The organism is Gordonia sp. SCSIO 19800 (assembly GCF_018132775.1).
GTDB lineage: Bacteria > Actinomycetota > Actinomycetes > Mycobacteriales > Mycobacteriaceae > Gordonia > Gordonia hongkongensis.
On the sequence record NZ_JAGRQM010000009.1, the window covers coordinates 120,736 to 140,456 of the forward strand.

At 68.0% G+C, this 19,721-nt stretch carries 22 protein-coding genes; 8 read left to right on the forward strand and 14 right to left on the reverse strand.

Annotation, left to right across the window (positions count from 1 at the left end; translation table 11 throughout):
* Positions 1 to 253 precede the first annotated feature (253 nt).
* Positions 254 to 589 carry a transglycosylase family protein gene (locus tag KB201_RS12710; protein ID WP_058252500.1) on the forward strand — a complete coding sequence of 112 codons (336 nt, stop codon included), beginning with the start codon at positions 254 to 256 and terminating at the stop codon, positions 587 to 589.
* A gap of 105 nt (positions 590 to 694) precedes the next feature.
* On the opposite strand, the gene KB201_RS12715 is transcribed toward KB201_RS12710, so the two are convergent.
* Positions 695 to 1,114 carry a hypothetical protein gene (locus KB201_RS12715; RefSeq protein ID WP_058252499.1) on the reverse strand — a complete coding sequence of 140 codons (420 nt, stop codon included), beginning with the start codon at positions 1,112 to 1,114 and terminating at the stop codon, positions 695 to 697.
* Positions 1,115 to 1,170: 56 nt separating this feature from the next.
* Positions 1,171 to 1,350: a hypothetical protein gene (locus KB201_RS12720; RefSeq protein ID WP_205333536.1), complete on the reverse strand. Its 180-nt coding sequence runs from the start codon at positions 1,348 to 1,350 to the stop codon at positions 1,171 to 1,173.
* Positions 1,351 to 1,407: 57 nt separating this feature from the next.
* Between KB201_RS12720 and KB201_RS12725 the strand changes: the two genes are divergently transcribed.
* Together KB201_RS12725 and KB201_RS25080 are read left to right on the forward strand one after the other, a co-directional pair.
* Entirely contained in the window at positions 1,408 to 2,148 is a 741-nt protein-coding gene (locus KB201_RS12725; RefSeq protein WP_211539398.1) for a guanylate cyclase, read from the forward strand.
* Between the two features lie 182 nt (positions 2,149 to 2,330).
* Complete coding sequence (locus KB201_RS25080) at positions 2,331 to 2,462, forward strand: hypothetical protein (RefSeq protein WP_282958907.1); 132 nt, start codon at positions 2,331 to 2,333, stop codon at positions 2,460 to 2,462.
* Positions 2,463 to 2,480: 18 nt separating this feature from the next.
* Here KB201_RS25080 and urtE read toward each other — a convergent pair whose 3' ends face one another.
* The 6 genes from urtE to KB201_RS12755 form a co-directional block, all read right to left on the reverse strand.
* A complete protein-coding gene (gene urtE, locus KB201_RS12730) occupies positions 2,481 to 3,173 on the reverse strand; it encodes an urea ABC transporter ATP-binding subunit UrtE (protein WP_211539399.1) in 693 nt (230 codons plus the stop codon).
* A gap of 3 nt (positions 3,174 to 3,176) precedes the next feature.
* Positions 3,177 to 4,067 (reverse strand): urea ABC transporter ATP-binding protein UrtD, encoded by an 891-nt coding sequence (urtD, locus tag KB201_RS12735; protein ID WP_211539400.1) that lies wholly within the window; start codon positions 4,065 to 4,067, stop codon positions 3,177 to 3,179.
* Positions 4,064 to 5,176 carry an urea ABC transporter permease subunit UrtC gene (urtC, locus tag KB201_RS12740; RefSeq protein ID WP_211539401.1) on the reverse strand — a complete coding sequence of 371 codons (1,113 nt, stop codon included), beginning with the start codon at positions 5,174 to 5,176 and terminating at the stop codon, positions 4,064 to 4,066. The genes urtD and urtC overlap by 4 nt, the downstream gene beginning before the upstream one ends.
* Positions 5,173 to 6,060, reverse strand: coding sequence for an urea ABC transporter permease subunit UrtB (urtB, locus tag KB201_RS12745; protein ID WP_058252491.1), 888 nt, complete (start codon positions 6,058 to 6,060; stop codon positions 5,173 to 5,175). Before urtB ends, urtC begins: the two co-directional genes overlap by 4 nt.
* A 102-nt stretch (positions 6,061 to 6,162) precedes the next feature.
* Positions 6,163 to 7,476 (reverse strand): urea ABC transporter substrate-binding protein, encoded by a 1,314-nt coding sequence (gene urtA, locus KB201_RS12750; RefSeq protein ID WP_091344393.1) that lies wholly within the window; start codon positions 7,474 to 7,476, stop codon positions 6,163 to 6,165.
* A gap of 277 nt (positions 7,477 to 7,753) precedes the next feature.
* Positions 7,754 to 8,800, reverse strand: a complete 1,047-nt coding sequence (locus KB201_RS12755; protein ID WP_211539402.1) for an oxygenase MpaB family protein — start codon at positions 8,798 to 8,800, stop codon at positions 7,754 to 7,756.
* A 116-nt stretch (positions 8,801 to 8,916) separates the two neighbouring features.
* Between KB201_RS12755 and KB201_RS12760 the strand changes: the two genes are divergently transcribed.
* Positions 8,917 to 9,525: a TetR/AcrR family transcriptional regulator gene (locus KB201_RS12760; RefSeq protein WP_211539403.1), complete on the forward strand. Its 609-nt coding sequence runs from the start codon at positions 8,917 to 8,919 to the stop codon at positions 9,523 to 9,525.
* Here the strand turns inward: KB201_RS12760 and KB201_RS12765 are convergent.
* Together KB201_RS12765 and KB201_RS12770 are read right to left on the reverse strand one after the other, a co-directional pair.
* A complete protein-coding gene (locus KB201_RS12765; RefSeq protein WP_159371206.1) occupies positions 9,506 to 10,744 on the reverse strand; it encodes an MFS transporter in 1,239 nt (412 codons plus the stop codon). The two genes, KB201_RS12760 and KB201_RS12765, sit on opposite strands and share 20 nt — an antisense overlap.
* A gap of 67 nt (positions 10,745 to 10,811) precedes the next feature.
* Positions 10,812 to 11,513 (reverse strand): TetR/AcrR family transcriptional regulator, encoded by a 702-nt coding sequence (locus tag KB201_RS12770; protein WP_211539404.1) that lies wholly within the window; start codon positions 11,511 to 11,513, stop codon positions 10,812 to 10,814.
* Positions 11,514 to 11,618: 105 nt separating this feature from the next.
* Between KB201_RS12770 and KB201_RS12775 the strand changes: the two genes are divergently transcribed.
* Positions 11,619 to 12,605: an ATP-binding cassette domain-containing protein gene (locus KB201_RS12775; protein ID WP_211539405.1), complete on the forward strand. Its 987-nt coding sequence runs from the start codon at positions 11,619 to 11,621 to the stop codon at positions 12,603 to 12,605.
* On the forward strand, positions 12,602 to 13,426 hold the full coding sequence (locus tag KB201_RS12780) for an ABC transporter permease (RefSeq protein WP_249145390.1): 825 nt from the start codon (positions 12,602 to 12,604) through the stop codon (positions 13,424 to 13,426). Before KB201_RS12775 ends, KB201_RS12780 begins: the two co-directional genes overlap by 4 nt.
* Positions 13,427 to 13,441: 15 nt before the next feature.
* Here KB201_RS12780 and KB201_RS12785 read toward each other — a convergent pair whose 3' ends face one another.
* Together KB201_RS12785 and KB201_RS12790 are read right to left on the reverse strand one after the other, a co-directional pair.
* Positions 13,442 to 13,951 carry a carboxymuconolactone decarboxylase family protein gene (locus KB201_RS12785; RefSeq protein ID WP_211539406.1) on the reverse strand — a complete coding sequence of 170 codons (510 nt, stop codon included), beginning with the start codon at positions 13,949 to 13,951 and terminating at the stop codon, positions 13,442 to 13,444.
* Positions 13,952 to 13,994: 43 nt separating this feature from the next.
* Positions 13,995 to 14,327, reverse strand: a complete 333-nt coding sequence (locus KB201_RS12790; protein ID WP_058252485.1) for a hypothetical protein — start codon at positions 14,325 to 14,327, stop codon at positions 13,995 to 13,997.
* Positions 14,328 to 14,453: 126 nt separating this feature from the next.
* Between KB201_RS12790 and KB201_RS12795 the strand changes: the two genes are divergently transcribed.
* Entirely contained in the window at positions 14,454 to 16,496 is a 2,043-nt protein-coding gene (locus tag KB201_RS12795) for a DUF2339 domain-containing protein (protein ID WP_211539407.1), read from the forward strand.
* 66 nt (positions 16,497 to 16,562) lie between these two features.
* On the opposite strand, the gene KB201_RS12800 is transcribed toward KB201_RS12795, so the two are convergent.
* Positions 16,563 to 17,432 (reverse strand): formate/nitrite transporter family protein, encoded by an 870-nt coding sequence (locus KB201_RS12800; protein ID WP_058252561.1) that lies wholly within the window; start codon positions 17,430 to 17,432, stop codon positions 16,563 to 16,565.
* A gap of 253 nt (positions 17,433 to 17,685) precedes the next feature.
* On the opposite strand from KB201_RS12800, the gene cynS reads away from it, so the two are divergent.
* On the forward strand, positions 17,686 to 18,138 hold the full coding sequence (gene cynS, locus KB201_RS12805; protein WP_058252560.1) for a cyanase: 453 nt from the start codon (positions 17,686 to 17,688) through the stop codon (positions 18,136 to 18,138).
* Here cynS and KB201_RS12810 read toward each other — a convergent pair.
* Positions 18,126 to 19,718, reverse strand: a complete 1,593-nt coding sequence (locus KB201_RS12810; protein ID WP_211539408.1) for a PucR family transcriptional regulator — start codon at positions 19,716 to 19,718, stop codon at positions 18,126 to 18,128. The genes cynS and KB201_RS12810 overlap by 13 nt on opposite strands.
* Between the last annotated feature and the right edge of the window lie 3 nt (positions 19,719 to 19,721).

A 19,721-nucleotide genomic window follows, 5' to 3' on the forward strand; every position in this document is an offset into this window, starting at 1 on the left:
ACGTGACGAGCCCCACATTCACGCTGTGACCTTCGTCATCGAACGCGGCCGAACATCGGCGACGGCGAGCCCCCGCCGAATTGCGGTATGCGCTGCGAATTCGCCGTAAAGCTAACAGCGTTATCTCGGCGTTATCCGAATCGCCCAGGTCACGGACTCGACGTGACCAAGCCGTTACCCAACCCGTATGGTCGCCCACGGTCCGAGATCAACCGCCCTGCCAACCCCGGGGTGGTGAGGAGGAACGAAGACCATGCGAATGACCAAGACCCACATGACCAAGCTCGTCGCCCGCGCCGCCATCGTCGGCGCACTGACTGCCGCCCCCTTCGGGATGCTGGCGTCCACCGCGCACGCAGCAGGCGGCAACTGGGACGCGGTCGCTCAATGCGAGAGCGGCGGCAACTGGGCCATCAACACCGGCAACGGCTACTACGGTGGCCTTCAGTTCTCGATGAGCACCTGGCAGGCCAACGGCGGAACCGGTAATCCGGCGGACGCCTCCCGCGAGGAGCAGATCCGCGTCGCGGAGAACGTGCTCGCCACCCAGGGCCCCGGCGCCTGGCCGGTGTGCGGCGCCAACCTCTGACGCAGGCACCGGCGCAGCACGTGCCGTGAGGCCGTGCAGTCGTCGACACGACGAGGCCGGCGAGTCCTTTCCAGGACTCGCCGGCCTTGTTGCGTCTGCCGCTGTCTACGGCGTGGGCGCGGCGTCGTCGCCGCTGTCCCCGATCGTCGTGTCCAACGCACTCACCGCGATGCCGTACGGCAGGAACCGCACGTTGCGTCGCGGATCGGTGTTGGTCTTGTTGGCGCGTAGGGCCTCGAGTTCGGTGGCGTAGACCTGCTCGACGCGGGCACCGCCGTCGTCGTCGACGACGAACACCGCCCAAACACCCGAGCCGGCCTCACCGGTGGTCTCCTCACGGGGCTTGGTGCGAGTGCGGCCGCGGGCGGCCTCGTCGAAGAACATCGAGAAGGCTGCCGGTCCGGCCTGCCCCTCGAAGAGCTTGCCGAACACGTCGCGCAGTCCGTCACCGGCTTCGCGCGCAAATCGGTCGAAGTCCTCGGGGCCGAAATTGAACGGTCCGCCGGAGCCGCTGTTGTCGGTCATGATGTTCCTTCCTCCGGCCACCCTGAAGAGCTGCCGGTCAACGCTGTCCAGTGTCCTCAGGAATCAGCGGTTTCGCCACCCGCGTTCTCCGTCTCGTCGAGCCGCTGATGCAGGCGTGCCCGGACATCGTCGGCCGAATAGGACTTCCGCTGCCGCTGGTCACGCGCGACCATCACCCCGCCGGTGGCCACCCCGACCGCGCCCGCCAATCCCAGCCATTTCCACAGGTTCCTCATGCGGGCAGGATAGGTCGCGCGGCGTCGTGCGTGCTCCGGACCCATTAGCCTGCTCTCGTGCCCACCAGCAGAATTCTCCTCGGCCGAGACCGCGCCGACGCCGGCATCTCGTTAACCGACGCACTCGACGCCACCCGCACCGGCGACATCTGGCTCTTCCGCGGCCATTCCGGACCGGACCGGGCCATCCGCACCCTGACCAACGCTCCCGTGAACCATGTCGCGATGGCGGTCTGCATCGACGATCTGCCACCGCTGCTGTGGCACGCAGAGCTCGGCGATCGGCTGACCGACGTGTGGACCGGATCGAATCATCGCGGCGTGCAGCTACACGACGCTCGAGAAGCCGCGGAGCAGTGGATGATCCGCTACAAGCAGGCGTGCTGGTTCCGACAGCTCACGCCGGAGGTCTCCCCGGATCAGGAGAACGCTCTCCTCAAGGTGATCGCCGAACTCGACGGGACGCCGTTCCCGACCACCGCGCGCCTGGCCGGCCGGTGGTTTCGCGGCCGGGTGCCCAACTCGACCGACCTCGTCCGGGGCATCCCCTACCTCGACCGCAAGGTCCGTCAACGACGCGACGAACGGCAGCAGCGGAAAAGCCAGAACACCGAGGGCGTCGGATTAGAAGCCGCCTACTGCGCCGAGGTGGTGGCCATCACCTATCGGGAGATGGGCATCCTCGACGCGTCCAAGGACTCCAACTGGTTCGACCCCGGGCGATTCTGGAGCGGCGACGATCTCCCCCTCCACGCGCCGCACGAACTCACCCCCGAGATCGGAGTCCGGCTGGACTGACGCCGGCGCGGACCGGGCCGCGATCGCCTCCACCGTGACCTTGTCGTACGACTGCTCCACGACCAGGGCTCGGGTCGCTTCGAGGATCGCTTGGCGAGACCGCTCTCTCCGGCGGGAGTGATCGGGACCTGCAGGTGTAGTCGTGGGTCCCGGCCACTACCGCGCCGGTCATCCTGGAACTCGTGGCGCTCCCCGACCCGCCTCGGCGCCTGATCGTCGGCAGCCAGTCGTTCGACTACGTGCTCGAGATGGACCGCGCACGTGACCGGGGCTACCACAAGTGGGAGCACCTCAGCCGGCAAGCGCCCGGCTGAGGTGACCCGCGCGTCGTGCTAAATCGTCATCGCCTCGCGCACCGCACTTTCGGCGGCCGTACCGCCCTCACCCGACGACGTCACGCGGCCGCTCTCCAGCACGTAGTACCGCTGCGCCGCCTCGAGGGCGAACCCGATGTGCTGTTCGACGAGGAGTACACCCAGCCCACCGCGCTGGGTGAGCGTGGTGATGGTCTGCTCGATCTCGGCGACGACCGACGGCTGGATGCCCTCGGTCGGTTCGTCGAGGATGAGCATCCGCGGCTCGGTGATGAGCGCCCGCGCGATCGCCAGCTGCTGACGCTGGCCGCCGGACAACAGGCCGGCGCGTCGTCCCAGCAGCTCCTTGAGTGCCGGGAACATGTCCAGCATCTCGGCGACCAGCTCCTTGCCGCGTTTGCGGCCGTCGGCCACCACCTGCAGGTTCTCGGCGGTGGTGAGGTGGCCGAAACTCTGCTGCCCCTGGGGCACGTAGGCGATGCCGTGCCCGACCCGTACGCTCGGACGCGCCCGGGTGATGTCGACGCCGTCGAACGTGATGGTTCCCTTGGTGGTCTTCACCAACCCGACGGCCGCGCGCAGCAGGGTCGTCTTTCCGGCCCCGTTGTGTCCCATCACCGCGACGACGCCGTCGGCCGGTACCTCGATGTCGACCCCGTGGATCACCTCGGTCCGACCGTAGCCCGCGTGGACTCCGGAGATCTTCAGCATGGTTCAGCCCTTCTCCGTGATCGGTTGCGTTGCAGCCGCGCTCGCCGAAGTCGCAGTCGTGTCGGTGTCGGCGGCGATCTCCTCGAGTTCCTCACCGCCGGCCGCGGTTCCGAGGTACACCTCCTGGACCTTCGGGTTCGCCTGGACCTCGGCGACCGTGCCCTCGGCGAGCACCCGCCCCCGCGCGAGCACGGTGACCGATGTCGCGAAGGACCTCATGAAGTCCATGTCGTGCTCGACGACCACGACGGTGCGCTCACCGCCGATGCGGCGCAACAGGTTCCCGGTCTCCTCACGCTCTTCGTGGCTCATCCCGGCGACCGGCTCGTCCAGCAGCAGCACCGAGGCGTTCTGCACCAGCAGCATCCCGATCTCGAGCCATTGCTTCTGACCATGGGCCAGTACGCCCGCGGGTGTGTCGGCCAGGTCCTGCAGGCCGATGGTTTCGAGCGCCTCGGCGATCGAGTCGGGGATCTGCGTCGGTCGACGCCGCAGCATCGTCCACACCGAACGCCCGGCGCCCGCGGCGATGTCGAGGTTCTGCAGCACACTCAGTTCCTCGAAGACGCTCGCGGTCTGGAAGGTCCGGCCCACCCCGAGCCGCGCGATCTGGTGCACCTTCTTGCCGACTAGTTCCACACCGGACTTCTGGATCGAACCGGTGGACTTCACCAGGCCGGTGATGGCGTCGATGATGGTGGTCTTGCCGGCACCGTTGGGACCGATCAGGAACCGCAGATCACCCTGCAGCAGTGTGAGATCCACGTCGGAGACGGCGTTGAAACCGTCGAACTCCACGCTGAGACCGCGCACCTGGAGGTAGTCGCTGTCCATCCCGGCGTTGCCGCCGGCGACCGGCGGGTGCCCGACGACGGTCGATTCTGCTTCGGTCATGACGACGCTCCTACCTTGCTGCTGGTGTGTTCGTCGATGTCGCCGGTCGGGGACGAATCCGGCGCCCTCTTCCGGCGCCACCTGACCAGTGCTCCCAGGCCGGCCAGCCCGGCCGGGAAGAACCCGACGACCACGATGAACAGGATTCCCTGCGCATAAGTCCAGCCGGACGGGAAGCTCTCCGACAGACTGGTCTGCGCCCAGGCCACCGCGATGGCGCCGAGGACCGGGCCTAGAAGCGTTGTGCGCCCGCCGATGGCGACGCCGATCAGGAAGGCGATCGACGGCACGATCCCGACGTCGGCGGGCGAGATGATGCCGACGATGGGAACGAACATGGCCCCCGCGATGCTCGCGAACAACGCCGCGATGGCGTAGGCGACGACCTTGGTGTTGGCCGGGTCGTAGCCGAGGAACCGAACCCGCTCCTCCTGGTCGCGGACGGCGACCAGCAGTTCGCCGTACCGGCTGTACATCAGCTGACGGGTGATCGCCACGACGGCGAGCAGGATGGCCGCGGTGATGAAGAACAGCAGCTGCCGGTTCACCGGGTCGTTCAGGGCGAGCCCGAAGAAGCTGCGAAAACGGTTGAGGCCGTTGCTGCCACCGGTGGTCTGCTGACCGATGAGCAGGATCGCGAAGGCGGCGGCCAGCGCCTGGGACAGGATGGCGAAGTAGGCACCCTTGACGCGCCGTTTGAACACGCCGAGACCCAGCAGGATCGCCAGCAACGTCGGTACCAGCAGGATGCCCAGGATCGTCACCACCGGTGAGGCGAAGGGCTTCCAGTACCCCGGCAGTTCGCTGATCTCGGCGATCTGCATGAAGTCGGGCACGTCGTCGCCGCGCAGTTCCGCGTCGGAGATCTTGAGGTGCATGGCCATGATGTACGCACCCAGCCCGAAGTACACACCCTGGCCGAGGGTGAGCATGCCACCACGACCCCAGGCCAGGCCGATGCCCACCGCGACGATGCCGAAGCAGAGGAACTTGCCGAGCAGGTTGAGACGGAAGTCCGAGAGGACGGCGGGCGCGACCGCGAACAACAGGATGGCGGCGACGCCGAAGCCCGCCCAGACCTTCCAGGAACTGCTGAAATAGTCCTTCACACAAGACTCCTCGACTGGACCGTGAACAGCCCCTGCGGCCGGATCTGCAGGAAGATCACGATGATGACGAACACGGCGACCTTCGCCACCGACGCCGTCGTGTTGTATTCGATGAACGAGTTCAGGACGCCGAGCGCGATGGCCGCGATGACCGCGCCCTTGATCTGGCCCAGCCCGCCGATCACGACGACCAGGAATGCGTCGATCAGATAGGTCATCCCGGTGTTCGAGCTGGTGGATCCGATCAACGTCAGTGCGACCCCGGCGATGCCGGCGAGTCCCGAACCGATGAAGAACGTCGTGATGTCGGTTCGGCGGCTGGAGATCCCGCTCGTCTCGGCGAGATCCCGGTGCTGGACGACGGCGCGGATGCGCCGACCCATCGGCGTGTACTTCATGGTCACCGCGATCGCGGTGACCGCGACGATGGCCAGCAGCATGATGAACAGGCGCGTCTTCGGGACGACCGCGCCGAGGATGTCGACGCCGCCGGACAACCACGACGGTGCGACGACGTCGACCGCCGGCGCGCCGAAGATGTCGCGGGCGAGCTGCTGGAGGATCAATCCGACACCGAACGTCACCAGGAGTGTGTCCAGTGGGCGGTCGTACATCCGCTTGATCAGGGTGACCTCGAGGAGAACGCCCATCAGGCCGCCGACTAGGAACCCGATGACGAGCGAGACCAGCAGGGACACCCCGGCATTGGAGATCAGGTATTCCTGCACCGTGTACGCGGTGTACGACCCGGCCATGATGAACGACCCGTGGGCCATGTTGATCACGCCCATCTGACCGAAGGTCAGGGACAGGCCGAGAGCTGCGAGAAGCAGGATCGAACCGAGACTGAGCCCGGTGAAGAGCTGTCCGATAACGGTTTCCACGTGTCTATCCGTTCGTCGTCGGCGAGTGCCGCGTTCGCCGGGAGGGACCGTGCGCGACCCGTCCCGCGTCGCTGGAGGACGCGGGACGGGTCGTCGACGGTGTCAGTTGCTCAGGCCCTCGGCCCACGGGTACGACTTCAGGTAGGGGTCCGGCTCGATCGGCTGACCCGAATCCCACACCGTGTAGATCAGTCCGTCGCCACGGATCTCACCGATGCGCGCGGTCTTGGTGATGTGGTTGTTCTCGCCGTCGATCGTGACGAGGCCCTCCGGAGCGTCGAAAGTGACTCCGCCGGCAGCCTTCTGGACGTCGGCGACGGCGAACGACTGGGCCTTCTCGACGGTGTTCTTCCACAGGTAGACCGAGACGTAGGCGGCCTCCATCGGGTCGGAGGTCGGCTTGTTGGCGCCGTATGCGGCCTTGTAGTCACGGACGAACGAGGCGTTCACCGGGTTGTCGACGGTCTGGTAGTAGTCCCACGCGACCAGCTGGCCCTCGATGTTGTCCACACCGATACCGCCGACCTCTTCCTCCGCGATGGACACCGAGACGACCGGCATGGCCTGCGGGGTCAGGCCGACGTTCTTGTACTCGCGGAAGAACGCGACGTTGGAATCGCCGTTGAGAGTGTTGAACACGGCGTCGGCGTCGGCGGTACGGACCTTGTTGACGATCGTCGAGAAGTCCGTCGAACCGAGCGGGGTGTAGTCCTCGCCCTTGATCTCGATGCCGTTGGCCTCCGCGTACGCCTTGATGACACGGTTGGCCGTCTGCGGGAAGACATAGTCGCTACCGACGAGGTAGAGCGACTTCACGCCCTCCTCTTTCAGGTACTCCAGGGCCGGCACGATCTGCTGGTTCGTCGTGGCGCCGGTGTAGAAGATGTTCGGCGACGACTCCAGGCCCTCGTACTGCACCGGGTAGTACAGCAGCGAGTTGTTGTCCTCGAAGACCGGCAGCATGGCCTTGCGGCTCGACGACGTCCAACCGCCGAACACCGCTGCGACGCAATCACTCGAGATCAGCTTCTCGGCCTTCTCCGCGAAGATCGTCGGCTCGGAGGCCCCGTCCTCGCCGATGAGCTGAATCTGTTTGCCCAGCACTCCGCCGTTGTCGTTGATCTGATCGACGGCGAGCTTGATCGAGTCACGCACGGTGACCTCGGAGATCGCCATGGTGCCCGACAGCGAGTTCAGCGAGCCGACCTTGATGGTGCTCCCGGAGGTGTCGACACACGATTCGGCGCTCGATGCCGATTCCTCGCTGGCCGAACTGCCACAGGCGCTCAGGACCAGCGCCACCGCGGACAGCGCCGCGGGGACCAGGATGCCGTACCGCCGACGGCGTGACCGGGTCGGGGCGGACGGCGGGATGTCCGCCGGCGGGGGGCCGGGCGGCAACGGAACAGACGGCATCGGCGAAGCCTTTCTCATTACGTCTCAGGTCCACTCAGATGGGGGCACGACGAACACGCGGCCTGTCACCGCGTGACCCCCGATGAGATACGCGTCGCAAGCCTTGCGATCTGGCGTATGGGAGGTAAACGTAAATTGACTTTGTTACACCGGCGTGACGTGAGATGAAATCGATGTTTCCGCTTCCGGACCCGCCGTCACGATCTGATGCCGGCGAATTCCGTTGCCTTCATTGAAGTTTCGGAGCGACCCGGTTTGACACGAGCGCCCACAGCGGCTAACGGGCGAACGAGGCCTCGATTTCGGCACGGGTACGCTCGGGGTCAGATCCGAGTTCATAGCGCGGAAGCGTGTGCGGCACCGTCGTCCCGTGCGCCACGCGACGACGAGCGGCTGCGAACTCCGGCGCCTCCCCCATCGTCAGATGGGCGGAGTTGATCAGACCCCACACCGCACTCCGGCGCGCACGCCGTTCGACCGGATTGGGCGGGCGGTACATGATGAGCTGCTGGGCCCAGCGGGGCATCGTGTCACGGATCGCCCAGTCCACGGCGCCCTGGGCCGGGTTGCGTACGTTCAACCCGGTGGCCATCGCATTGCCATGTGTCAGTGCGAGTTTCGGAAGGTACTCGGCCAAGCAGGTGAGGGTGTCGGCTTTGGTCGTGGGCAGGTCGGTCCCACCCAGCGCGTGACCGACACGCACGAATTCCCGGTAATAGCCGTCGAGTTCGGCGCCCCGCAGCGGCTGCGGGTGGTAGATCTCGTGTGCGGTGGCGATACCCCAGACGACGGTGGCATAGTTCCAGCGAAGCCAGGCCGGATCGTCGGCGTCGTAGGCCGCACCGTCGGGCCGGACACCTTTGATGGTGTGGTGCATCGCGCGTACCATCCGCGCCAGTCGCTCGGCGGACTCGGTCGAGCCGTACGCGGTCCCCATGAAGAAGGCCAGCGAGTGCCCGAGTCTGGTCATCGCGCCGTCGGGATCGATGGACAGGGTCGGGGTTCCGTCCTCGCGGCGCCGGACCAGCCGTGAGTGCTGCACACCCATCCAGAAGATGCTCGGGTCGAGACGCTCCAGGTACGACGCACACTGCAGACCGAAGATGAGCGCCGGCGTGTGCGAATGGACGTACCAGGTCGCGCTGCCCGGGCCGAACCAACCCGGATCGCCGGCCGGCTTCTCGAAGTCCATCCCGCGGAAGAACTTCGCGCGGACGTGGGCGTCGAACTTGCCGTTCAGCCACGACCCGACGAACTCGTGCGGGAGGGGAACCGGAATCCAGTCGGTCGACGGCAGTCGGAGAGGAGCCATGGACACAGTCATCTGGAGACCTTCCGCTCGGGTCGACCATTGGTCACGGTCGTACCCAGAGTAGCCCTTTGGGTACAGGCGTGACCAGATCTGTGCGGGGCACGTTCGCGGCCGACTATGGTGAGCAGATGTCCTCACCGACCCGCTGGGCGGGCGTACCGCTCGCGGACCGGCGCGCGGAGCGTAGAGCGGCCCTGATCGCGGCCGCCTTCGACATCTTCGGAGGCGTCGGCGCGGAAGCCGAGCTGTCGGTTCGCTCGGTGTGCCGGTATTGCGGCTACAACACCCGGTACTTCTACGAGAGCTTCTCCGACACCGACGATCTGCTCGGCGCGGTCTACGACACCGCGACGGCGGAACTCGGTGCGGTGGTCGAGGCCGCGATGCGCGAGGCGGGCCCCTCGGTCCGGTCACGCACCCGCGCGGGTATCCGTGCGGTCCTCGGCCACGCGTCGTCGGATCCGCGGCGCGGCCGCGTGTTGTTCACCGCCGGGGTGACCAATCCCGTTCTCGCCGAACGGCGGGCCACCACCCAGGGCATGCTCCGCGACCTCGCGTTCGCCGAGGCCGACGCCCGCGACACCGACCGGCTCACGAGCCGGGTGCGGGCCGCGATCTTCACCGGCGCGATGTCCGAACTGGTGCAACAGTTCTTGGCCGGCAGCCTGGGTGAGGACCTCGACCGCGTCGTCGACGAGGCGATGGCGACCCTCCTGCCTACCCGAGACGTTTCATGAGACCGCGATCGAGGGCCCTGATCATGACCAGGCAGCCGAGGCCGGACAGGATCAGGCCGGTCGCGAAGATAGCCGGGAAGCCGAACAGGTCGCCGACGACCCCGGCGGCGAACCCGGCCGCACCCTGCACGCCGACCACGGCGCACGCGAACAAGGTGTAGTCGCTGCCCTCGTAGCCCTTCTGGCACGCATCCATCATCAGGGTGAACACCGCGACGGTCGCCGCGCCACCCAGGATGTGCTCGGCGAGGCTGGCCGTGACCACCAGCGAGAAGCCGCCGACGCCGATCGACGCGACCAGATACAGTCCGAGACTGAGTGTCTGGGTGACACCGCCGACGAGTAGTGCGCGCCGCCGACCGTAGGTGTAGGCGAGCCACCCGCCGAGCGCGGCTCCGCCGAGCGCCCCGGCCGACGACAACGCACCTTCGACGAGCGCGATCTGGCCCAGCGTGAGTCCGATGTCGGACATGAACGGGCCGACGAGCGCCGACGCCATCGAGTTGCCGAACTTGAACGCTCCGACGACGAGGATGAACGCGATCACGCCCGGACGTCGGAGCCGCGACGACCAGCCCGTCAGCAACAACCCGGGCGACACCCGCTTCGACGGTGTCAGTGGCGCATCGCCGGTCGGTCGGCTCGGCTCACGGGCGAGAAACCACACGCCGACGGTGACCGCGAACAGGAGCACCGCCATCACGACGAACAAGGTGCGCCAGCCGGCAAACGAGAACAGCCAGAGGAGCCCGCCGCCGCCGGCGATCATGCCGATTCGGTACGCGCCCACCTGGATTCCGTTGCCCAGACCGCGCTGACGCGGCTCGAGCATCGACACCGCCAGCCCGTCGGTCGCGATGTCCTGCGTCGCCGACAGCAGGTTGATGACCGCGATGCCGATCAGGAGCCAGACCAGGGACCCGGACAGATCGAGCGTCGCCAAGACGAGTGCGACGACCGCCGACGACAACTGCAGGGACACCAGCCATCTGCGCCGGGTGCCGTAGGCGTCGACATAGGGCGCCCACAGGAATTTCAGGCCCCAGGGCGCGAACAACAGTCCGTACACGCTGATCTGGGTCAGTGAGTAACCCTCCTCGCGGAGGATGACCGGCACCGCCTGGCTGAAGAATCCGTAGGGCAGGCCCTGCGCGAAGTAGAGAACGGTGAGCAGCGACAGCGTGCCGACCGCGAGCCGGCCCGAGCGCACAGTCGACATGGGTGACATCATGCCGCACCGATGCGAGTGCGGCGGTGGGCGGCCGGTCAGCGTGCCCGGTGACGCGTCAGGGCGAGCCGGTGGCGCGCGATGCGATGCCGTCGAGAATGAGCTGCAGCCCGAATTCACGGTCGTCGGACTCCCCGCCCGCGCTCTGCATCGCCGCGAACAGGTACGGATACTGCGCGGGATCGGCGAGACCGGTCAGCACCTGCTCGAAGTCCGACTCCACATCGGTACCCGTCGCACGCCGCATCTCGATCTCCAGCCGGGTTGCCGACAGCACATACTGGGCGAGCAGGCCGAGGATCTCGAGTTTGTCGTCACCGGGCAGGTCGAAGTCCTTCAGGATCTCGAAACCCGCCTCCATCCAACGCATTCGACGCGGACCCGGGACCGCGACCGTCAGCGGCAGTTCGAGGAACCAGGGGCGTTCGACCATGCCGTCGATCTGCGCCCGCGTCCACGCCGCCAGATCCTCGCGCCACTCCCCTCGGCGCGGCGGCAACGGGAGCTGACCCGCCACCGCGTCCACCATGAGGCTCAGCAGCTGAGCCTTGCCGGACACGTGGCGATACAGGGCCATGGCCGAACAGCCGAGCGCCTCACCCACGCGCGCCATGGAAACCGCGTCGAGGCCGTCGGTGTCGGCGATCGCGATCGCGGCGTCGACGATGCGGCCGAGATCGAGGGCCGGTTTGGGACCACGGCTGCCCGCCCTGCCACCAGTCCACAGCCGTTGCAGCGTCCCGTCCCCACCCTCTGCCATTCGCGGTCCTCTCGGTCGGCGACCCTTGCCGTCGCGCACAACTGCGTCTACTGTACGCAGTTACCGAGATAAACAGTTTCGGACATAAACAGATCGGAGTCCGACATGACCGTCCCGGACCGTTCGTCACCCATGCCGGTCGAGGCCGTCGGCCTCACGAAATCGCTGGGCCGCGGGGACTCCCGGGTGCCCGTCCTGCGCGGGCTGGACCTCGACGTCGGCGCCGGGGAGGTCGTCGCCCTGCTCGGCCCCAACGGCGCGGGTAAGACGACCACGGTGCGCATCCTGTCCACCCTCACCCGCCCCGACGGAGGGACCGCCCGCGTCGGCGGCTTCGACGTCGTCGCCGATCGCCGCCGGGTCCGCGAGATCATCAGTCTGACCGGGCAATACGCGGCCGTCGACGACAAGCTCACCGGTCGCGAGAACCTGAGGATGATGGGTCGGCTCGCGCACCATCCTCGCCGCACCGTCGATCACCGCGTCGACGAACTCCTGCTCGCCTTCGATCTCACCGACGCCGCCGACCGACTGGTCGCGACGTACTCCGGCGGTATGCGCCGGCGTCTCGATCTCGCCGCGGGACTCCTCGACCGGCCGGTGGTCCTCTTCCTCGACGAGCCGACGACCGGCCTCGACCCGCGCAGCCGTCAGATGCTCTGGCAGGTGATCGACGACGTGGTCGCGCAGGGGACGGCAGTCCTATTGACCACGCAGTATCTGGAGGAGGCGGACCGCCTCGCCGACCGCGTGGCCCTCATCAGTGGCGGCCGGATCGGGACCGCCGGTACACCGGCCGACCTGAAACGCCGCGTCGGCGAGGCCGCGCTCGAGTTCGTCGTGCCGACCGCGGCCGACGCCACCGCCCTCGCCTCCGACCTGGCGGCTTTCGGGCCGTCGGTCCAGTCGACCACCGTCCGCGTGCCCACCGACCGGTCGGTGGCCCACACACGCGCGGTCCTCGATCTCGTCGATCGAACCGTCGCCACCGTCGATGCCTGGGAATTGCGTTCTCCCACACTGGACGACGTGTTTCTCGCGGCGACCGGACAACCCGCCGAACCGGCCACCGGGAAGGAGGTCGCGGCATGAGTCTCACCACTGTCCTCGCCGAGGGCTCGTCGTCGAAGCGACTCCGGCACCTGCAGATCGACGCGACCACGATGTTCGGGCGATCGCTGCGGATGATGAGCCGCGATCCGGACGAGTTGATCCTCGCGCTCGTCCTGCCGATCGCCATCATGCTCATGTTCGTCTACGTCTTCGGCGGCGCGATGTCGGTGGGTACCGACTACATCACCTACGCGACTCCGGGAGTCATCCTGCTGTGCGCGGGTTACGGCGCGTCCAATACCGCACTGGCGGTGGCGAACGACATGAACGGCGGCGTCATCGACCGCTTTCGGTCGATGCCCATCGTGGGCGCGACCTTGGTGTTCGGCCATGTCGCGGCCAGCCTGGTGAAGAACTCCGTGTCCACCGCGGTCGTCCTGATCGTCGCGGTCGCCATCGGTTTCCGGCCGTCGGCGTCGCTGTTCGAATGGCTCGGTGCCGCCGGGATGGTCCTCGCCTACATCCCGGCCATCACCTGCCTCGCCGCGTTCATCGGCGTGGCGGTGCGAACGCCCGCCGCGGCAGGCGGTTTCGGCCTCGTCATGCTCTTCCTGCCGTATGTCTCGAGTGCGTTCGTGCCACCCGAGACGATGCCGGCCTGGCTGCGCGGCTTCGCCGAGGCACAACCGGTCACACCGGTGATCGAGTCCATTCGAGCCCTGCTGGTCGGCATGGGCACCGGCGGGTCACCGGTGCACGATCTGACGTCGACAGCGGTGACGGGCCTGGCCTGGTGCGCGGCGATCGCGCTGGTGTCACTCGCGGCGGCCGGCTGGGTGTTCGCGCGCAAAGGGCGGTGAGGCGAGGACGGCCGACTAGCCTGTCGCGCCACCGGTGAACGGTGTTGCCGCCTTCTGCGGCGAGGCGCCGGGCCGGGGGCGGTACCCGCTCATGATGGACATCCGGTTGAACGCGTTGATGGTCACCGCCGCCCAGATCAGCACCGCGGTCTGGTCGGTGTCGAGGATGTCCGTCGCCCGGTCGTAGGCGAGGTCGGCCGCGTCGTGCGCCGGCAGTTCGGTGACGAGCTCGGCGATCTCCAGGGCCGCTTGCTCGACGTCGTCGTAGAGGTCCGGCGCATCCCGCCACCCGGCCATGACGTCGATCTGCTGCGTCGTCAGACCCGCGGAGCGGCCCAGTTGCGCATGGAGATCCATGCAGAAGGCGCAACCGTTGAGCTGCGAACACCGCAGGTTCACCAGTTCCACGAGGGACCGACTCAGCCCGATCGATTCGGCGGCCGCGGCGACCTCCGCGGATACCGCGATCAGCTTTCGGTAGACCTGCGGCGTGGTCTTGTCGATTCGCACCCGTTGCGCAGGCATGGCCCCACAGTAGACATCAGCCCGTCACAGTGGGAAACAGGCATCAGCCCGCCATCGCGGGAAACGCCAGCGCCACGAGCATGAGGGCGAACAGGAACCACGCCGCGCCCTGCCACATCGGCCAGGTGCCGCCCCGACGATAGGTGCGGTAGGCGTTGACCAGTGCACCGATCCCGCCGAGAAGGAACACACCGGGGACGAGCGACGCGAGGGCGATGTTGGCGGGGTCGACGGCGAGGAAGACCGCGCAGGCCACCGCGCCGAGCGCGACGACGGCCACGACATACAGGGCCGCGGACCGGTAGCTTCCGGTGTCCTGCCAGCGCTTCTCGACGTCGGCGCGTCCACGGTCGGCAGCATTGTGCGGATCAGTCATGGTCCAGCGATACCCTGCCGGGCCGTCCGGCAATCACGTCGCCGCGCACCCCGTCACACGAATCCCCCACCCCTGGTGGGTAGGACTACTCATCCATGCCGGGGCGCGACCGGTCATCGTCGACACATGAACTCTCCCAGCAGCACATTCGGCGGCGATCCGAGTACTGCCACCCTGGCGCGGATCTCGACCGAGTTCGACGCGATAGCACGCCAGATGTCCACCGTATCAGCCGAATTCGCCGAGCTGCGACGTATCGTCGCCGAGCCCGACGAGCCTGCTCGCGACGTCGCCCCCGCACCGCAATCCGCCGTGCAGCCACCCGCCGCCGGCCTCACCCCACCGACGGTGGCGGCAGCTCCTGCGCAGGCCGCGGGACCTCGGCCCACACCCCCGTCCCGGCCCTGGTTGCCGACGGCGCCGCCACCGGTCGGCCACCAACGACCCCCGATCGCTCCGCCGGGCCCGCAAGGTCCTCCGCCGATGCCCCGCCCGGCGAGTGCGCGACCGTATCCGCCGGTCGCGTCGCCTCCGCGGCCGGCCGGGCCGTCGATGTCCGACCGGATCGGCGCGGCCGCCGAACGCGGGTTGATCGGCAAGATCCTCGCCACCGCCGGCGTGGGCGTGACCCTCATCGGTGTCGCACTGCTCCTCGTCCTGGCCGCACAGGCCGGATTGCTCCGCCCGGAATTCCGCGTCGCGGGTGGCGCGGTCCTCGCCGCGGCGCTCGTCGCCGGCGGGATCTGGTCGCGCGGCCGGCCCGACGGCCGGATCGGTGCCATCGCGCTGACGGCCACCGGGATCGCGGCGGGTTACCTCGACGTCCTGGCCGCGACCAAGATCTACGACTGGTTGCCCATCGTCGTGGGCCTCGGAGTCGCGGGACTCGTCGCCGCGGCTGGGCTCGCGCTTGCCCATCGGTGGCGCAGCGAACACCTGGGGCTGCTCGTCGTCGTGCCGTTGATCGCTCTGGCACCGGTGCTCACCGGCGGACTGGACACCACCCTCATCGCGTTCATGGTGGTCCTCGCCGCGGCATCGGCGTGGGTCCAGCTCGGTCGCGACTGGATCTGGCTGCATGCCGTGCGGCTCGCCGCGCCCACGATTCCGTTGACCCTGGTCGGTGTCCTCGCGCTGGCCGGCTGGACGTCGGCCGGTGCCGCCGACACCGTCTTCGCGGCCGCGGTCGTCGTGGTCGTCGTGCTGGGGGTCGCCGGCGCCCTGATCGCGATGCCCACCACGCAGTTCCGGGCGACGCTGGCCGGTCTGGCGAGTGCGACGACCATCCCCGCGTTGTTCACCGGAGCGGTGATGAACATGCCGGGCGCGGTGATCCTGCAGACCTGCATCGCCGGCGCGCTGATCGGAACCGTGTTGATCGGATCGGGGCTTCCCGACTCGCGTACCGGCTCCACCCCGCGCGTGCCCGACGTCGTTGCGCAGATCTGGTCCGCGACCGCCCTTCTGCTGCTGTTCGTCGCCGTTCTGGTGGCGTTCGACGGCACGGTGGCGGTCACCGTCCTGCTCGGCCTGGCAACGGTGACCGCGCTTGTCGCCCGGACACGGTCGACGACCTCGCGGGTACTCCTAGCCGGTGGCTCGGTCCTGTGGGCCATCGGTTTCGCGGCGCTACTCGACGCGGCGCCGCCGTATGTGCTCGCCGATGCGGACCTGATGCGACGGGACGCGTCTCTGGGGATCGTCGTGGCGAGTGTGTTCGCGGCCGCCGGCGCCCTGGTCCTGGCCGCCGGGTGGGCCCGCCTCACCGACGAGAAAGTTTCGCGCGCAGCCCATATCGCCGCCGGAGTGGTCGTCGTCTACGCACTCACCGCGATCAGTGTGACCGCGGGCGTCCTGGTCGCCGGGTCGGACGGCTTCCTCGCCGGTCACGTGCTGGCGACAACCTGCTGGATGGTCCTCGCGGGGACGGCGCTGGCCTATGCCCGGCGTCGCACCGGTGCCGCACGTACCGCCGCGGTCACCGGGGGTCTCGTCCTCGTCGCCGCGGCGATGGCGAAACTGTTCCTCTTCGACCTGGCCACCCTCGACGGGATCTTCCGCGTGATCGTGTTCATCGTGACCGGACTCATCCTGCTCGGCCTGGGCGCCTGGTACGCCAGCGCTCTCCAGGACGACCCGGCCGAGCCGGATTCGGCGACAGCCGTATGACCCTGCCGAACAGTATGACGTCGTGCCCGGAATGCGGGCACGACGTCATACGGGTCGGCGTCGGGACTAAGCGGTCGTCGTACGGACCGGCGCGGCCACGTCGACCTCGGTCGTCGCGTCGTGGGCGGGGGGTCGACGATCCGGAGCGGTCCGTACATGGGTGAAGTACAGCGTCAGACCGACGAAGGTGAGTCCGCCGACGAGATTGCCGATCACGGTGGGGATCTCGTTCCAGACGAGGTAGTCGGCGATCGAGAAGTCACCGCCGAGCATGAGACCCGAGGGGAAGAGGAACATGTTGACGATCGAGTGCTCGAAGCCCATGTAGAAGAACAGCATGATCGGCATCCACATCCCGATCACCTTGCCGGGCAAGGATGTCGACATCATCGCGGCGACGACACCGGTGGACACCATCCAGTTGCACAGCACGCCGCGGATGAACAGCGTCAGCATGCCGGCGGCCCCGTGCTCGGCGTAACCGACGGTACGGCTGTGGCCGATCTCGCCGAGCCGCTGTCCCACCTCGTCGGGTGCGACGCTGAATCCATAGGTCAGGATGACCGCCATCATCACCGCGACCAGGATGGCGCCGAGGAAGTTCCCGAGGAACACCAGACCCCAGTTGCGCAGCATCGACCGGACCGTGACTCCTCGTCGCTTGTCGAGCAGTGCGAGTGGCACCAGCGTGAACACACCGGTGAGCAGGTCGAATCCCATCAGGTAGAGCAGGATGAAGCCGACCGGGAACAACAGCGCACCGACCAGCGGCTGGCCGGTCTGCACGGTGACGGTCACCGCGAAGGCCGCGGCCAGAGCCAGGATCGCGCCGGCCATGAACGCCCTGATCAGGGTGTCGCGGGTGGACATGAACGCCTTGGACTCGCCGGCGTCGACCATCTTCACCGCGAATTCGGACGGTTTCACATAGGACATGTGGTTCTCCTCGAACTCCTCAGTTGATGCGCCCATGGAACCGAGGCCACATGTCCGTTCGGTGTCATCGACGAGTCTCCCTGTTACACCGCCCTCACTCGGTCCAGGTCGCGGTGTGAAGTTCTGGTGTCGTCGCGGTCGGCGGTGGGCGTGTCGATCGTGTGAACACTGCCGAAAGTCGCTGACTCGACTTGGCATCGTGCCCGCCGATGGGCAATGTGGGTGTGGTCCAACACTATCGATGGAGATGACGATGACCACCCCGATCATGCCGAAAACCGATGCCGCAGAGCTGATCAACGCCGCGCGGATTCGCCAGGGACTGACGTGGGCGACAATTGCCGAGAAGATCGACGCCCCGTTGGTCTGGACCGTCGCTGCGCTGCTGGGCAAACATCCGGTCCCGGCCACGAAGGCCACCGCCGTGGTGGAACTGCTCGGCCTCGGCGAGGGCGTCGCCGAGAGTCTGCGGCAACAGCCGACGCGTACACCCGACGAGGCGGCGACGAGCGATCCCACCATCTACCGCTTCTACGAGGCGCTCGACGTCTACGGGCCCGCGCTGAAGGCACTCATCCACGAGGAGTTCGGCGACGGCATCATGAGCGCCATCAACTTCAACATCGACATCCGACGCCGGCCCGACCCGAACGGCGACCGCGTGGTCGTGACCTTCGACGGGAAGTTCCTCGACTACAACTGGTGAGCCACCTGGTGAACCTCGCGGGTCACCGAACGCAAGGCCAGCATCGTCGTCAGGTAGACGGCCGGGTCGGTGGGGTCGAAACCGAGGACCGTCCGGATCCGTTCGAGCCGCTGATAGAGGCTCTGCCTGCCGATGTGGAGCGCCGCAGCCGACCGCGTCGCGCTGCAGCCGTGCGCCAGGTGCACCGCCAGGGTCCGGACGAGGTCCGACGAGGAGCGTCCATCGGCCGCGACGAGTGGTTCCACCAGGGACCGCAGCTCCGTCCGAAGAGCGGGATCCAGCGCACCGATCGCCTCGTCGACGAGGAGTTCGCGCGAGGTGAACACCCGTCGTCCCGTCCCGAGGCCCGCGGCGGTGGACGCCGCGAGCCCGAGTTGCCGCCCGCATCGGCGCAGTGAGGCGGAGAGGACGGACGCCACATCCGCGCCGGGCCCGACATCGTCGATGACACAGGGGTTTCCGACGACGACCGTGGTGCGTCCGATTCGGTTGCCCTGCCGTGTCAACGAGGACGCCACCCGGTCGACCGGGTCGGTGGCGCCCTCTCCTCCCCCGGCCGGCACCGCGGCCAGAGCGTAGACCGTGGCGTCGACGATGCTGCGTGCCACCGAATCCAGCTCGGCGCCGGCGACCGCGGCATCGGCCATCCGCGGGTCGGGGGCCTCCGCCGCAAGGGGCACCACCACGGTGGGCGCCCCCACGGACACCCCCGCGGCGGCCAGGCGTGCCCGCAGATCCGCGGGTCGCATCGGTCTGGCGTCGACCAGGTCTTCGACGAGCCGCGCGGCCAGGGCCGAACCCCGGACCCCGGTCCGGGTCAGGCCGACCGCCACCGGACCGGCGGCCGCACGCAACAGACTCTGCGCGAACGGGACCGGGCCGGCGTCGGTGCGCTCGCCCACGATCAGCCGGGCGATCGGACGTCCCTTGCTGTGGACCGTGGCCTCCGATACGGCCCGGTCGACGACCCGCCACGCCGCCGAGTCGTCGTCGACGCCGTGCGCGGACAGCAGCGCCCCGGATGTGGACACGAGAACGACAGGCGCATGCAGGGTTTCGGCCACATGGCCGAGCATGGGCGCGACCCCGGCACCGGCCGCCAGGTCGTCGTGGAGTGACTCCACGAGAGTCGAGCGGACTCGTAACTCGTCGACCTCGCGGGCGGCGATCGCGGTGTTGACCGCTCGGCACACGTCGATGAAGGGGACCACCGCCCGGAGTTCGATGATCGGCAGCCGGACCGCCGATCCCGCCCGCACCATCTCCTCGGGTACCGCCTCGAACGTCCGACCCACTTCGATCGCGACCGCCGCGACCCCGCGCTGCGACAGGTCCTGCACATAGTGCTTGCGGGTGCCGGCATCGAGTCCGCGCAGACCGAGCCCCGTCGTGAGCAGCAACTCGCCGCCGGTGAGCAGCGGCCCGATCTCGTAGATCTCGCTCGAATGCACCCACCGCACGGGTGCGTCGAGACGTTCGTGGCCGCTCAGAACCCGCGGCTCGGCGACCGCCAGGTGGTCGTCGAGGATCTCCCGAAGCGTCGGGGTGGCGGTATCCGTCGGGGGTCGATCGAGCGTCATGGA

Excerpts from the sequence above, each read along its gene's own strand:
- KB201_RS12755 (WP_211539402.1), bottom strand. The coding sequence starts at position 8,800 with ATGACTGTGTCCATGGCTCCTCTCCGACTGCCGTCGACCGACTGGATT.
- KB201_RS12800 (WP_058252561.1), bottom strand. The coding sequence starts at position 17,432 with ATGTCCTATGTGAAACCGTCCGAATTCGCGGTGAAGATGGTCGACGCC.
- KB201_RS12810 (WP_211539408.1), bottom strand. The coding sequence starts at position 19,718 with ATGACGCTCGATCGACCCCCGACGGATACCGCCACCCCGACGCTTCGG.
- urtD (WP_211539400.1), bottom strand. The coding sequence starts at position 4,067 with ATGACCGAAGCAGAATCGACCGTCGTCGGGCACCCGCCGGTCGCCGGC.
- KB201_RS12765 (WP_159371206.1), bottom strand. The coding sequence starts at position 10,744 with ATGTCGACTGTGCGCTCGGGCCGGCTCGCGGTCGGCACGCTGTCGCTG.
- urtA (WP_091344393.1), bottom strand. The coding sequence starts at position 7,476 with ATGCCGTCTGTTCCGTTGCCGCCCGGCCCCCCGCCGGCGGACATCCCG.
- KB201_RS12760 (WP_211539403.1), top strand. The coding sequence starts at position 8,917 with ATGTCCTCACCGACCCGCTGGGCGGGCGTACCGCTCGCGGACCGGCGC.
- KB201_RS12795 (WP_211539407.1), top strand. The coding sequence starts at position 14,454 with ATGAACTCTCCCAGCAGCACATTCGGCGGCGATCCGAGTACTGCCACC.
- KB201_RS12710 (WP_058252500.1), top strand. The coding sequence starts at position 254 with ATGCGAATGACCAAGACCCACATGACCAAGCTCGTCGCCCGCGCCGCC.
- KB201_RS12720 (WP_205333536.1), bottom strand. The coding sequence starts at position 1,350 with ATGAGGAACCTGTGGAAATGGCTGGGATTGGCGGGCGCGGTCGGGGTG.
- cynS (WP_058252560.1), top strand. The coding sequence starts at position 17,686 with ATGACCACCCCGATCATGCCGAAAACCGATGCCGCAGAGCTGATCAAC.
- KB201_RS12715 (WP_058252499.1), bottom strand. The coding sequence starts at position 1,114 with ATGACCGACAACAGCGGCTCCGGCGGACCGTTCAATTTCGGCCCCGAG.
- KB201_RS12780 (WP_249145390.1), top strand. The coding sequence starts at position 12,602 with ATGAGTCTCACCACTGTCCTCGCCGAGGGCTCGTCGTCGAAGCGACTC.
- KB201_RS12790 (WP_058252485.1), bottom strand. The coding sequence starts at position 14,327 with ATGACTGATCCGCACAATGCTGCCGACCGTGGACGCGCCGACGTCGAG.
- KB201_RS12775 (WP_211539405.1), top strand. The coding sequence starts at position 11,619 with ATGACCGTCCCGGACCGTTCGTCACCCATGCCGGTCGAGGCCGTCGGC.
- KB201_RS12785 (WP_211539406.1), bottom strand. The coding sequence starts at position 13,951 with ATGCCTGCGCAACGGGTGCGAATCGACAAGACCACGCCGCAGGTCTAC.
- urtE (WP_211539399.1), bottom strand. The coding sequence starts at position 3,173 with ATGCTGAAGATCTCCGGAGTCCACGCGGGCTACGGTCGGACCGAGGTG.
- KB201_RS12770 (WP_211539404.1), bottom strand. The coding sequence starts at position 11,513 with ATGGCAGAGGGTGGGGACGGGACGCTGCAACGGCTGTGGACTGGTGGC.